The sequence below is a fragment of the Viridibacillus sp. NPDC096237 genome (assembly GCF_050278625.1).
Taxonomy (GTDB): Bacteria; Bacillota; Bacilli; order Bacillales_A; family Planococcaceae; genus Viridibacillus.
Genome location: NZ_JBNNTI010000013.1, coordinates 45,375 through 58,677 on the forward strand (window position 1 = coordinate 45,375; position 13,303 = coordinate 58,677).

13 protein-coding genes and 1 pseudogene are annotated in these 13,303 nt (G+C 36.0%); 13 read left to right on the top strand and 1 reads right to left on the bottom strand.

Annotation, left to right across the window (positions count from 1 at the left end; genetic code table 11):
* Positions 1–7: 7 nt before the first annotated feature.
* Genes prmA through mtaB form a run of 3 tightly spaced genes read left to right on the top strand, consistent with a single transcriptional unit; the run spans position 8 to position 3,055 of the window.
* Positions 8–952: a 50S ribosomal protein L11 methyltransferase gene (gene prmA, locus ACQKMD_RS09645; protein WP_427751512.1), complete on the top strand. Its 945-nt coding sequence runs from the start codon at positions 8–10 to the stop codon at positions 950–952.
* Positions 953–964: 12 nt separating this feature from the next.
* Positions 965–1,702, top strand: coding sequence for a 16S rRNA (uracil(1498)-N(3))-methyltransferase (locus ACQKMD_RS09650; RefSeq protein ID WP_427751514.1), 738 nt, complete (start codon positions 965–967; stop codon positions 1,700–1,702).
* Positions 1,703–1,717: 15 nt separating this feature from the next.
* Positions 1,718–3,055 (top strand): tRNA (N(6)-L-threonylcarbamoyladenosine(37)-C(2))-methylthiotransferase MtaB, encoded by a 1,338-nt coding sequence (gene mtaB / locus ACQKMD_RS09655; RefSeq protein ID WP_427751516.1) that lies wholly within the window; start codon positions 1,718–1,720, stop codon positions 3,053–3,055.
* Positions 3,056–3,247: 192 nt separating this feature from the next.
* Here the strand turns inward: mtaB and ACQKMD_RS09660 are convergent, their stop codons facing one another.
* A complete protein-coding gene (locus ACQKMD_RS09660) occupies positions 3,248–3,811 on the bottom strand; it encodes a hypothetical protein (protein WP_427751518.1) in 564 nt (187 codons plus the stop codon).
* Between the two features lie 115 nt (positions 3,812–3,926).
* Here ACQKMD_RS09660 and ACQKMD_RS09665 point away from each other — a divergent pair.
* The 10 genes and pseudogenes from ACQKMD_RS09665 to ACQKMD_RS09710 all read left to right on the top strand — a co-directional run.
* Positions 3,927–4,098, top strand: a pseudogene (locus ACQKMD_RS09665) (SDR family NAD(P)-dependent oxidoreductase); the annotation flags it as partial.
* A 232-nt stretch (positions 4,099–4,330) separates the two neighbouring features.
* Positions 4,331–4,999, top strand: a complete 669-nt coding sequence (gene deoC, locus ACQKMD_RS09670; protein ID WP_427751519.1) for a deoxyribose-phosphate aldolase — start codon at positions 4,331–4,333, stop codon at positions 4,997–4,999.
* A gap of 121 nt (positions 5,000–5,120) precedes the next feature.
* Positions 5,121–5,294 (top strand): 30S ribosomal protein S21, encoded by a 174-nt coding sequence (rpsU, locus tag ACQKMD_RS09675; RefSeq protein WP_004227078.1) that lies wholly within the window; start codon positions 5,121–5,123, stop codon positions 5,292–5,294.
* Between the two features lie 503 nt (positions 5,295–5,797).
* Complete coding sequence (locus tag ACQKMD_RS09680; protein WP_427751521.1) at positions 5,798–7,789, top strand: ABC1 kinase family protein; 1,992 nt, start codon at positions 5,798–5,800, stop codon at positions 7,787–7,789.
* 121 nt (positions 7,790–7,910) lie between these two features.
* Positions 7,911–9,224, top strand: a complete 1,314-nt coding sequence (locus ACQKMD_RS09685; RefSeq protein ID WP_427751522.1) for an NfeD family protein — start codon at positions 7,911–7,913, stop codon at positions 9,222–9,224.
* Positions 9,225–9,244: 20 nt separating this feature from the next.
* Positions 9,245–10,249 carry a flotillin-like protein FloA gene (floA, locus tag ACQKMD_RS09690; protein WP_427751523.1) on the top strand — a complete coding sequence of 335 codons (1,005 nt, stop codon included), beginning with the start codon at positions 9,245–9,247 and terminating at the stop codon, positions 10,247–10,249.
* Between the two features lie 34 nt (positions 10,250–10,283).
* A complete protein-coding gene (locus ACQKMD_RS09695; RefSeq protein WP_427751525.1) occupies positions 10,284–10,763 on the top strand; it encodes a hypothetical protein in 480 nt (159 codons plus the stop codon).
* 50 nt (positions 10,764–10,813) lie between these two features.
* Positions 10,814–11,056, top strand: coding sequence for a hypothetical protein (locus ACQKMD_RS09700; protein ID WP_427751526.1), 243 nt, complete (start codon positions 10,814–10,816; stop codon positions 11,054–11,056).
* Position 11,057: 1 nt separating this feature from the next.
* Complete coding sequence (locus ACQKMD_RS09705) at positions 11,058–12,182, top strand: sporulation protein YqfD (RefSeq protein ID WP_427751528.1); 1,125 nt, start codon at positions 11,058–11,060, stop codon at positions 12,180–12,182.
* A gap of 2 nt (positions 12,183–12,184) precedes the next feature.
* On the top strand, positions 12,185–13,141 hold the full coding sequence (locus ACQKMD_RS09710; protein ID WP_427751530.1) for a PhoH family protein: 957 nt from the start codon (positions 12,185–12,187) through the stop codon (positions 13,139–13,141).
* Positions 13,142–13,303: the final 162 nt, after the last annotated feature.

Genomic DNA, 13,303 nt, shown 5'->3' on the forward strand with positions numbered 1-13,303 from the left:
CTAACAAGTGAAATGGTCGGAGCTATCCATCCATACAACAAGTGAAGCGGTTGAAGCGATTTCGAATATTCTTCACGAAGCTGGAGCAAGCGGTGTCGTGATAGAGGATTCAGAGGATTATGGTAAAGAACGTGCAGATCAATTTGGAGAGATTTATGATTTAAATCCTAAAGATTTTCCTAAGGATGGTGTCATTGTAAAAGCTTATTTGGCTGAAACAAGTTTTTTAGGTGAAACTGTTGAAGAAATTAAAGTTGCCATTAATAATCTTGTGAATTATGACATTAATATTGGTCACAATAAAGTGACATTGAATGAAGTGAATGAGGAAGATTGGGCAACTGCATGGAAAAAGTATTATCATCCTGTGAAGATTTCTAACCGTTTCACGATTGTGCCAACTTGGGAAGACTATGAGCCTGTAAACAGTGATGAGCTGATCATTGAACTTGATCCGGGTATGGCTTTTGGTACAGGAACTCATCCTACAACTGTTTTATGTTTACAAGCATTAGAAAAAACAATTAAAGCTACGGATTCAGTAGTAGACGTTGGTACTGGATCAGGTGTTTTATCTATCGGTGCAGCATTGCTAGGAGCAAAACATATTCATGCACTTGATTTGGATGAAGTAGCCGTACGCTCTGCAATTGAAAATGTTCAGCTAAATAAGGTTGAAGAAGTTATTGATGTTATGCAAGGAAATCTTTTAGATACTGTAAAAGAGCCTGCAGACGTTGTAGTTGCTAATATCCTAGCTGAAGTCATTATGACCTTCACAGATGATGCTTATACAATCGTAAAACCGGGTGGTCTATTTATTACTTCGGGTATTATTGAACCAAAGAAGGACGATGTGAAAGCATCCCTTGAAAAAGCAGGCTTCATAATCGAAGAAGTAATGATGATGGAAGATTGGGTAGCAATTATTTCACGAAAATCAGTAAATTGATGGAGTGTTACTATGCAACGATATTTTATAAACGAATCCTTTGATAATAATTTAGCCATAATTAGTGGTGAAGATGCGCATCATATAACAAAAGTGATGCGTATGCGTGTAGGCGATGAAATCATTGTTGTTCATAATAGTGAAGCAACAATCAGTCGTATTTCGGACTTTACTGAAGAGGGCGTTCATGTAGAAAAGACTGACAATGTAATGCCATCACCCGAACTACCTATTCAAGTAACAATAGCTTGTGGTTTACCAAAGGGCGATAAGTTAGATTTAATTGTCCAAAAGTCAACTGAGTTAGGTATGCATGCATTACTTCCTTTTGAAGCTGAGCGATCAATTGTCAAATGGGATGGGAAAAAAGGTAAAAAGAAGCAAGAGCGCTTACAGAAAATTGCTAAGGAAGCAGCCGAGCAATCTCATCGTACGCATATCCCGACAATAGAAGAACCAGTGAACTTCTCACAATTACTAAAAAAAGTCTCTGAATTTGATGTTGTCTTTTTAGCCGATGAAGAGGATGCTAAACAACTAGAACGAACTCGGTTTGCTGAGCAATTAAAAAAGGTATATGATTATAAGTCAATCCTTGTCATATTTGGTCCTGAAGGCGGTATTTCTCGAAAAGAGGCTACCGCTTTACAAGGATTAGGGTGTCAATGTATTTCACTAGGACCAAGAATTTTACGTGCGGAAACGGCGCCATTATATGTTCTTTCCGCAATTTCTTATGAATTTGAATGAAAGAGGTGACGAGCCTTGTCTTCAGTGGCTTTTCATACATTAGGATGTAAAGTAAATCACTATGAAACAGAGGCAATTTGGCAACTGTTTAAAGATGAAGGTTATGAACGCAAAGAATTTGACCATCAGACAGATGTCTATGTTATTAATACTTGTACAGTTACGAATACAGGAGATAAGAAAAGTCGACAAGTTATTCGTCGTGCAATTAGACAAAATCCTGATGCTGTTATTTGCGTAACAGGATGTTATGCTCAAACTTCTCCAGCGGAAATTATGGCGATTCCCGGTGTAGATATTGTAGTTGGGACGCAAGACCGTACGAAAATGATTGGCTATATTGAACAATATAAAAATGAACGTCAGCCTATCAATGCTGTACGAAATATTATGAAAAACCGAGTTTATGAAGAACTAGATGTTCCTTATTTCACTGACCGCACTCGTGCGTCATTGAAAATCCAAGAAGGTTGTAATAACTTCTGTACATTCTGTATAATCCCATGGGCACGTGGTTTAATGCGTTCTCGTGATCCGCATGAAGTCGTGAATCAAGCACAACAACTTGTAGATGCTGGTTATTTAGAAATTGTTTTAACAGGTATCCACACAGGTGGCTATGGACAAGATTTAAAAGATTATAATCTAGCGCAACTATTACGTGACTTAGAAGAGAATGTAAAAGGCTTAAAACGTTTACGTATTAGTTCGATAGAAGCTAGTCAATTAACCGATGAAGTGATAGAAGTTTTGCGCGATTCTAATATCGTCGTAAATCATTTGCATATTCCAATTCAATCGGGCTCTGATACAGTACTTAAACGTATGCGTCGTAAATACACAATGGAATTTTTCGGTGAGCGTTTAGATCGATTACGTGAAGTGTTACCGCATCTAGCTGTTACTTCTGATGTGATCGTTGGTTTCCCTGGTGAAACAGAAGAAGAATTTATGGAGACATATAACTTCATCAATAATCACAAATTTGCTGAATTGCATGTATTCCCATACTCTAAACGTACTGGAACACCAGCAGCCCGTATGGAAGACCAGGTTGACGAAGAAGTGAAAAATGAACGTGTACATCGCTTATTAACACTAAATGATCAGCTGGCTAAAGAATATGCTTCTCAATTCGAAAACGAAGTATTAGAAATCATTCCTGAAGAACACATTAAAGAAGGAAAAGATGCAGGGCTTTACGCTGGTTATTCAGACAATTATTTAAAAGTTATCTTTGAGGGCAATGAAGAGATGATCGGTAAACTAGTGAAAGTGAAAGTAACGAAAGCTGGTTATCCACAGTCTGAAGGTCAATTTGTACGTGTACTAGAAGAAGTACAAGTAAACTAACCTATGTAAATGACAACAAATTTATTAACCCCGAAAACGGAATGTAATTTCGTTTTCGGGGTTTTACTTTTAAGGATAGCAAATGGATATAAGTATTTCTGTTGTTGTTTTAAAATAAAGTTTGATTAGAAATAGTCTTAAAACGTTCCTCTAAAGTTAAGAAATTCTAATATTTCAATAGATGCTACTTATTTATTGAAAGTAAATATATAAACAACCTTGATTCAGTAAGGGATAGTGCTCACTTGGCTTTATTTCCCTTAATTTCTTTGTAGTCCAATTATAAACAAAAATATTAGGCTTGTATTTTTCAATGACTCCTACAGAAAAGATCATACGACTTGAAGAGTTTTTTTCAAAATGTTGAGTTAGTTTTGTCTTTCGAACGCTCTTATCTTTATGTATCATAAATTCGTTTTGTTCATATACACTCGGATTTTGTTCAGGTGTTGCGAATAAAAGTATATGTAACGGACTATGGCTATTATTATGATAACCATGTACATAATTCGTCCATCCAAATACAATCTCATTTTCAATAGCTTTCACTTGATGTTCAAAACTTATATCATAAGTAAGCTCTCCCTGTAATATGATAGCGCTATCTTCGCCATAAGGATGAAAATGAGCCGGAATACCCGCATCGTCCTCATCAATTTGAAAATACAATATACGATGATTTCGGTCTATACTTTCCCATACTTTTTCGAATTTTGTTTTTGACTCCATTATCGCTTGAAGATTAACATTCTCCATCCAATCACCTCAAATACAGAATAACGGGCTACCTTGGAGAAAAACATTGGACTAAATACTGAAATTAATCAGAAACCTTTCATTTCCTGCAGGTAATGCAAAATTAGTAGAAGAAGCCATAGATTTCACAGCTGAGCAATGCGGTAGTACTATTTAATAATGTTGGTTTAACAAATATTCGTAAAGACTTAGATGTTGTTAATATTGACCTAGATGAATGGAATCGTTTAGTAAACGTAAACTTAAAATCAGTATTACTTGGTAGCCGTTATGCTATTCCACATATGTAAAAAGCAGGTGGTGGTTCTATTATTAACACAGCTTCAATGGCTGCATTTGCTATGCATATAATGAATTAAAAAAGTCATGCTATTTATATAATGGCATGGCTTTTTTTATAACAGAATCAATAGTTTTACAGTAGTGGGTTTGTATATAGCATAATACTGGTAAGTGAACTATAAACCATGGTAATATGAAGAGGTACGTACATCTATTTAATCAAAGGAGTTTTCATTCATGACTAAAAACTACGCGTTATTAATCGATCATACATTATTAAAACCTGAAGCGACAAAAGAACAAATTGCAACTCTTTGTCAAGAAGCTAAAAAATATGACTTTGCTTCGGTTTGTGTTAATCCAACATGGGTAGCAGAAGCAGCAAAACATCTTGAAGGGGCTAAATCAGTTGTTTGTACTGTTATTGGTTTTCCATTAGGAGCTCAAACAAGTGCAACAAAAGCATTTGAAACAAAAGATGCAATTGCAAATGGTGCTAGTGAAATCGATATGGTGATTAATATAGGTGCCCTTAAATCAGGTCAACTTGATGTTGTTAAATCTGATATTAAAGCTGTTGTTGATGCAGCGAATGGTACTTTAGTTAAAGTTATTATTGAAACTTGTTTGCTAACTGAAGAAGAAAAAGTGGTAGCTTGCCAACTGTCTAAAGAAGTAGGTGCTGATTTTGTGAAAACTTCTACTGGCTTTTCAACTGGTGGCGCAACTGCAGCCGATATAGCGTTAATGCGCAAAACAGTTGGACCAGAAATGGGTGTAAAAGCTTCGGGTGGTGTTCGCAGTTTAGAAGATCTAGAAACTATGGTTGAAGCCGGGGCTACTAGAATCGGCGCAAGCTCTGGTGTGAAAATTATGAACGGATTAAAATCAGATTCTGAATATTAATTCGAGCATGAGTATTGACCAATTTGTATCAATAAGGTATAATTTTTTAGTACACAGCATTAACATCTTTTCTTATGCTAATGTTCGTATTTGATGTGTGTTCGGAGGGAGGGAAAGAGAGATGTCAAAAACTGTCGTTAGAAAAAACGAATCGCTTGAAGATGCTCTTCGCCGCTTCAAACGTACTGTTTCTAAAAGTGGTACAATTCAAGAGGTTAGAAAACGCGAATTCTATGAAAAGCCTAGCGTAAAACGCAAAAAGAAATCAGAAGCTGCACGTAAACGTAAGTGGTAATTTAATTTCCTAGACAATCCCTACGTTCAAAACACGCAACATCATGATTGATTAAAATTGCAAATGACCTAAACCGAGAAATCCTTGTGATTTCTCGGTTTATTTTTGTGCATTTTTTTAATAGTTTAATATGGTTGAGTAGTTAGTAAAGCGAAGACATTGTATTAAATATAGCTATACACTTTGAGCGCTAGTTTAGAGAAATCCAATACTTAATGAAATAACGGTAATAGATACATAGCAAGATTACCGATTATCTTTTAGAAGCCGGTGATTGGGATGTTTCACTACTAACAGGGTAAGTCTCCAGAAAGCGGCAAAAACAACAGGATGTATGGTAACTGTTGAAGGGGGAGTAGCAGCATTCACCAGAAAATAGAATGAAAGTTAGTTCATTTAAAAAAAGAATGTGCTAGTTTTTTATTTTTGAAGTACTTTGCAAGCAATCGTATGGTAATTTGTGGTTTAATTATAGATATCATACAGGATATGTAGGTGGAACAATGCATTATATTTGGACTGTATTACAACTTATATTGGTTGGTTTTATTATTTATTTTGTCAGTGGTCGGTTAATCGGTACGAAATTGAATTTTATGAAGCGAATATTATCAGCGGTATTTAGTTTGACTTTCACAACTTTTGTCTATTGGTATTCGTATTTACGTCATACCGATTATAAAAACGAAGACATGGTGCAAGCGGTAACAAATGTCAGTACACTTGTGTGGATCGGCAGTATGTTATTAATCGCAATGTTATTTTATTTAATTTTAGAACTATTTGACCCTATTCAACTAGGTGCAAAAGGAGAAAGATTAACAGGGCAAAAAAATATCATCACAAGATTTCGTGGACGGTTTCATCGGCAAAAGAGACTTGTGGAAGTATTTCAAATCGCCTTTAAACATGGAATAGGTAAAGCACTGAAGTATAAGCGTACGTATGAAAATGATCGCTATTTAGCAATAGCACTTCGTAATATGTTAGAGGAGTGCGGAGGTATTTTCATTAAATTCGGTCAGGTTTTATCAGCTCGGAAAGATATTTTTCCTACCGTTTTTATAGAAGAATTATCTACGTTACAACAAAATGTTAAACCCATGACAGCTGAGCAAGTAAAGAAGAGACTGGAAAAAGATTTATCAAAACCGATGTTGGAAGTGTTTCGGAGTTTTAATATGCATCCTATTGCTTCGGGTTCTATAGGTCAAGTACATAAGGCTATCTTGAGAGAAAATGGCAAAGAGGTTGTTATAAAATTATTAAGGCCGAATATAACGTCTGTCATGCAAAAAGACTTAGATATATTATTGCACTTTTCAAATTGGTTAGTTGAAGAGTCATCTTGGGCTGAAAATTTAGGGTTCCATCAGCTTGCGACCGGCTTTGCTAATAGTTTACTTGAAGAGATTAATTTTGAAATGGAAGTTCGCAATATGGAACAAGTTTCGAATGCGCTCTCTAAAAGCAAAAATAAAATTAAGATCCCACATGTTTATAAAGAATATAGCAATGAATATTTACTCGTTTTAGAATACATTCATGGTGTCAGCATTTATAATTACCAAAATGAGTTTGAAAAAACAAATGAAAAAAGGCATAAATTACTAAGTTCGATTTATGATAGCTTTTTAGAGCAATTATTAGTAGCGGGCGTATTTCATGCTGATCCCCATCCAGGAAATATATTTGTCATGAATGATGGCACGGCAGCGTTTTTAGATTTTGGAGCTGTTGGTAGACTAGGGCCTTTACAACAAAAAGGTTTGAGAACGCTATTTATTGGTATTGAACGAAATGACCCTGAAGTTGTGTTAGAAGGCTTGAAGCATCTACTTGTAGATCCTAACGGAATGGATGAAGAAGGTTTATTACAAGCATTAAGCCAGTTGCTCATTCAATTACAATATTTAGATAAAGTATCAACTGAGGAACTTGTTCAAACCCTATTTACTATTATCCAGCATTATGAGTTGAAGCTCTATCCAATGGTAGGCGTGGCTTTGCGTGCTTTAATAACTTTAGAAGGTACACTAAATGGCATAGATTCAACTTTTGATTTATTCTCAGAAGCAAAACGCTTTACAGCAAAAAACAAACGATCTTTTGTCACTGTTTCAAGTCCTACAGAACTAAAAGATCATTTACAACAAGAACTGATCATGATGTTACCAATGCTCAAACAAATGCCTAAAAAAATAGACCATATTACAACAAGGCTAGAAAAAGGCGAGATGAAGGTTAAGCTGGATATGTTCTCAGGTAAGGAGAATGCTTTGTTTATCTCGCAATGGTTCTCACTTTTTATATTATTAATGGTTGGTATTACGTTTGGCATTATTTCAGTTGCGCTTTTAGCCATTTCGCAATTTATAAATACCGCGTATGCAGTTTATTTAAATACGGTGTCTTTCTTAGGTTTATTTTTAAGTGCAGTATTACTTGTCCGATTATCTGTTCAAGCAATTAGAAATTCAAAGAGAGCATTATAAGAGGTATGTTATCCGTCTTCGATTTGAAGACGGATATTATTTTAATTAAATTTGAAACTTTTTTGTAGTTCAACCGTAGATTATTTAGGCATACTACACATAGTAGAAGGGTGGGGGAAAGTTGCAGCGATCTAAAAAGGTTAGCTTGTTGTTTTTGATGCTCATGTCATTAATGTTACTTTTACCACTAGCTTCTGTTTTCGCGAAAACAGAAGTATATCATGTGCCAGTGGAAAAAGAAGTTGAGAAAGGCTTATATGTGTTCTTACAAAGAGCCTTTAAAGAAGCAGAAGAAAGTGGTGCGAAGGCAGTTGTTCTAGAAATTCATACACCAGGTGGATTTGTCAATGCAGCGGGTGATATTGCGAAGCTGATGGATGAAGCACCAGTTAGAACAATTGCATTTATAAATAAAGATGCTCATTCAGCTGGAGCATTTATAGCATTGCATGCAGATGAAATTTATATGGTGCCTAATGGAACAATTGGAGCAGCAGCAGTTATTGATTCTGCAGGAAATATGGCCGATCAAAAAGCCAATAGTGCATGGCTAGCACAAATGAAAGCGGCAGCAGAAACCTCACATCGCAACCCGGATTATGCATTAGCTATGGCAGATGTATCCTATGCATTACCAGAATTCAGAGCAACAGAAGGAGAATTATTAACGTTAACAGCAAGTGAAGCGTTTAAAGTTGGTTATTCTGAAGGAACTGTTTCGACGCTTCAAGAACTACTTGTAAAAACAGATTTAGATGGTGCAGAGGTTGTAAAGGTAAATGAATCCTTTGCAGAGCAAATCGCAAGGTTTATTACCAATCCGATTATTGTCCCTATACTTTTATCGATCGCTAGTTTAGGATTAGTAATAGAGTTATATTCACCTGGCTTTGGTGTAGCAGGGTCTATGAGTATAATAGCCATCATTCTATTTTTCTTTGGCCATCTAGTTGCTGGATTTGCCGGATATGAATCCATCATATTATTGATTGTCGGGATTATACTAATAGTGGCTGAATTTTTCTTGCCTGGTGGTATTAGTGGTATTATTGGTTTTGGTGCAATAGTATTAAGTCTATTATTAGCTGGTGCTAATGTGACCTATATGGCTTATTCAATTCTTACGGCTCTATTAGTAGCAGTAATAGGGATGGTGATCTTAATGAAATTTTTTGGTAAAAAAATGACTATGCTTAACAAAATGGTGTTGAAAGACGCAACAGATACAGAGAGTGGTTATGTATCAAATATAAATCGTCTAGAGCTTCTTGGTAAAGAGGCAGTAACTTCAACACCTTTAAGACCTGCTGGCGCGATTATGCTAGGTGGAGAAAGAATCGATGTCGTCTCTGAAGGCGGTTACATTGATGCAAGAAAAATGGTTATAATTATTAAAGTTGAGGGATCTCGTATCGTTGTAAGAGAGGTACTTTAAACAAAAGGAGGAAGTTTTAAATGGCATTAACAGGTAGTGCAATTACAGCCATTATCGCTATTGTATTAGTATTTATAGTATTGGCAGTTTTATTTACATTTGTCCCTGTAGCATTGTGGATTTCTGCATTAGCAGCTGGGGTAAAGGTTAGTATTTTCACATTAATCGGTATGCGTTTACGTCGAGTTATTCCATCACGTATTGTCAATCCATTAATTAAAGCTCATAAAGCAGGTTTACCCGTAACGATTAATCAATTAGAAAGTCATTATCTTGCAGGTGGTAACGTAGACCGAGTTGTTAATGCGTTAATTGCAGCGCATCGTGCGAATATCGAATTGACTTTTGAACGCTGTGCAGCAATCGATCTTGCAGGTCGTGACGTGTTAGAAGCTGTTCAAATGTCGGTTAATCCTAAAGTAATTGAAACACCATTTATCGCTGGTGTGGCAATGAATGGTATCGAAGTTAAAGCAAAAGCTCGTATTACAGTGCGTGCTAACATTGAACGTCTTGTTGGTGGTGCTGGTGAAGAAACAATCGTTGCCCGTGTTGGTGAAGGGATTGTAAGTACAATTGGTAGCTCTAAAAATCATTCGACAGTATTAGAAAATCCAGATTCAATATCTCAAACTGTATTGTCAAAAGGACTAGACTCAGGTACAGCATTCGAAATCCTATCGATAGATATCGCGGACGTTGATGTCGGCAAAAATATCGGAGCAGAACTTCAAATTGAGCAAGCGCAAGCTGACAAAAATATCGCACAAGCAAAAGCTGAAGAACGTCGTGCAATGGCTGTAGCCAACGAACAAGAAATGGTTGCAAAAGTGCAAGAGATGAAAGCGAAAGTAGTAGAAGCAGAAGCTGAGGTACCTTTAGCTATGGCAGAAGCTCTTCGTACAGGTAATATTGGTATTATGGATTATATGAACTACAAAAACGTGCAGGCTGATACAAGCATGCGTGATTCAATTAGTAAAATCAATCAAGATTCACATGATAATACCAATGACAATCAATAATTAATCGTCAACCATTAGGAGGGAGGCACTTCCATTGGAAGTAATCATCCTGTTCATAATATCAGCTATCATAAGTGCTTTTTTCAAGGATAAAAAACAAGGAAATAAGGAAGCGCCGAATAAGGGGCCTGTTCAAAGGCAGCAAAATTCGGAACACCGTCAACCAATGCCTCAGAAAATAGGTCAATCGAGAAGTCTAGAAGATTATGCAAAAGAAGTTTTCCGTGATCTTGAAAGCAAATTCGGTGAGCAACCAAAAGTTGAAGTTGAAAAAGCGAAAGAAACTATCAAAGAAACAGTTGCACCTACTTATGAGCGAGACACTCATTCAGAAGGTGCAAGGAATTTTGAAAACTCAAGATCGACTCGTCCTGCGATGTCTCGTGGAACAGAAACGCAGAAAAAAGTGAAACAAACTGATAAAAGCACGTTTAATTTTCCAAAAACAAAAAATCAATTAGCGCAATCAATTATAATGGCTGAAATTTTAGGTCCACCAAAATCGAAACGCTAATACATGACCCCCGCTCTCTTTGCATATGCTATAGAGAAGGGGGTTTTTGTATGTCGAAACGGCTATTTCAGCTACTGCCTCTTATCGAAATTGAAAACTTCCAAACGATCCAGTTAAGAGGGAAAATTACAATTCAAAAGATTTCTGAACGGCAAGTAGAATTTGTGCATGAAGAGTTTATTATCCATATCGAAGCGAAAGAGCTGCAAATCCAAGTGCTAAAGGACGAGCTCGTTGCTTTAAAATTGAATCAATTAAAAAAAATGACAATCGAAAAATGGCAGGAGAGTTAACTTGCAAAGGCATGGATGGAATAATCGTAAACTGGAGTTAGAAGTAGCGCAAAATGATCGTCTACCTGGATTTCTTAGGGCTTTAGCAAAGGCGAACATACCTCTTAAAAAAGTTAAAACGACTAAACAATATGTAACATTTCAAACAACACGTAAACATTTACCGATGATTCGTAAACTAAGACGTAAGTATCATATGAAAATTGCAATAGACTGGCTAGATGAAGAAATTATTTTACGTAATGAGTGGATTGTGCATATAGGTTTATTATTACTATTTCTCGTACCATTATGCGCTTCCCAATTTATTTGGTCTGTCGATATCGATGCATCCACTCCAGAGCAGGAGGAAGAGCTGCAAAAGAGTTTATATATATTGCAAATTTCACCGCCATTCTTAAAGCGTAAATTACAAGACGAAACAGTAATTAGACAGCAAATTTTGCAAGACCAGCGAGATTTATCTTGGGTGCATATTAATCAGCAAGGAAGTCATCTCACCTTTTCACCAATCCCTTCGCCCAAGCTAGATACTGAAATTGAAAAAAAAGAACAACCTAGCCACTTAATAGCAAAAAAGAGTGGTGTTATAACGCATTTTAATTTAACGAAAGGTGAACGCGTTGTAGAGGAAAATAAAGCTGTTTATACGGGTGATTTGCTCGTCACTGGTATATTGAAACAAGGTGAGAAAGAAATCGTCTACGGGGCTGAAGGAGAGGTATTTGCGGACTACTGGATTGAGGCGTCGTTCTCACTACCAAAAAAGATTGAGTATGAGGTAACAGGTGAACGACATTACGAGTTAAAGTGGAAAAAGGACAAGAAAAAAAAGGATGGTGACTGGAAAACAGTAAAACTACCTAAATGGTTAGCCAAGTATGTTGACTTATCCGTCACTCAACAAAGTATAACAAAAGAACTTGTATTAGATGAAAAATCAGTTGAAAAAGTACTGCTACCACTGCTTCATCAAAAATATATCAATGAATTGCCATCTAAATCGGTTATGAAAAAGGAAAAACTTTTGCAGGTTGCTATTGATAATGATACAGTAAAAGGGAAAGTATTGTTTTTGGTAAATGAGAACATTGCAGTTAAACAAGCGATTTATCAAGGAGATTGAGCATGCTAGAACAACAACCTACCCAATTAAACGTGCAAGATCCTAACGAAGCAGTAATGCTTTTAGGTATATCAGATGTAAATATGAAATTGATTGAAACGGCTTTTAATGTGCAAATCATTACGCGTGGCGAAACAATTCATATTGTCGGTAATGAAAGCCAAAAAGACGATGCAACAAAGTTACTAGAACAATTATTAAAGGTTATTCGTAAAGGGATTAATATCAATCAGCGAGATGTCGCCACAGCAGTTGAAATGTCTAAAAATGGTACAATTGAATATTTTGCGGAGCTCTATGATGAAGTCATTGCCCGTAACACAAAAGGGAAAATGATTCGTGCCAAAACGATTGGTCAGCGTGAATATATTCAAGCAATTAGACACCGAGATTTAACTTTTTGTATCGGACCTGCTGGAACAGGAAAAACATATTTAGCAGTAGTAATGGCAACGCAAGCATTAAAAAACGGTAATGTGAAACGAATTATTTTAACGCGTCCTGCAGTAGAAGCTGGAGAAAGTTTAGGTTTCTTACCAGGAGATTTAAAGGAAAAAGTCGATCCGTATTTACGTCCTTTATACGATGCACTTCACGATATATTGGGCGCAGAACAAACGACGAGATTAATTGACCGAGGCACGATTGAAATTGCTCCACTAGCTTATATGCGTGGACGTACGCTAGATGATGCATTTGTCATTTTAGACGAAGCGCAAAATACAACAAAAGCACAGATGAAGATGTTCTTAACACGACTTGGTTTCGGGTCGAAAATGGTTATTACAGGTGATAAAACCCAAATTGACTTACCAAAAGGTGCAATATCAGGGTTAACAAATGCTGAAAATACTTTACAAAATGTGAAGGATATCCATTTTCAAATTCTTGAGCAAGCGGATGTCGTTCGTCATCCACTTGTAGCTAAAATTATTCAAGCTTATGAAGAAGAACAATAATGTAATAAACTGCGCAACACTCAATTTATGGGTGTTGCGTTTTATTTTCATAAGAAATTTTTCTTGTCGATTTAGTGTAGGTATTATTAAATATTTATAATTTTATTATTATTTATAGCAAAATAGATTATATTTTTTGTGAAAAAAATATCATTTGTTGAT

Excerpts from the sequence above, each read along its gene's own strand:
- deoC (WP_427751519.1), top strand. The coding sequence starts at position 4,331 with ATGACTAAAAACTACGCGTTATTAATCGATCATACATTATTAAAACCT.
- ACQKMD_RS09700 (WP_427751526.1), top strand. The coding sequence starts at position 10,814 with ATGTCGAAACGGCTATTTCAGCTACTGCCTCTTATCGAAATTGAAAAC.
- ACQKMD_RS09710 (WP_427751530.1), top strand. The coding sequence starts at position 12,185 with ATGCTAGAACAACAACCTACCCAATTAAACGTGCAAGATCCTAACGAA.
- rpsU (WP_004227078.1), top strand. The coding sequence starts at position 5,121 with ATGTCAAAAACTGTCGTTAGAAAAAACGAATCGCTTGAAGATGCTCTT.
- floA (WP_427751523.1), top strand. The coding sequence starts at position 9,245 with ATGGCATTAACAGGTAGTGCAATTACAGCCATTATCGCTATTGTATTA.
- ACQKMD_RS09680 (WP_427751521.1), top strand. The coding sequence starts at position 5,798 with ATGCATTATATTTGGACTGTATTACAACTTATATTGGTTGGTTTTATT.
- ACQKMD_RS09660 (WP_427751518.1), bottom strand. The coding sequence starts at position 3,811 with ATGGAGAATGTTAATCTTCAAGCGATAATGGAGTCAAAAACAAAATTC.
- ACQKMD_RS09650 (WP_427751514.1), top strand. The coding sequence starts at position 965 with ATGCAACGATATTTTATAAACGAATCCTTTGATAATAATTTAGCCATA.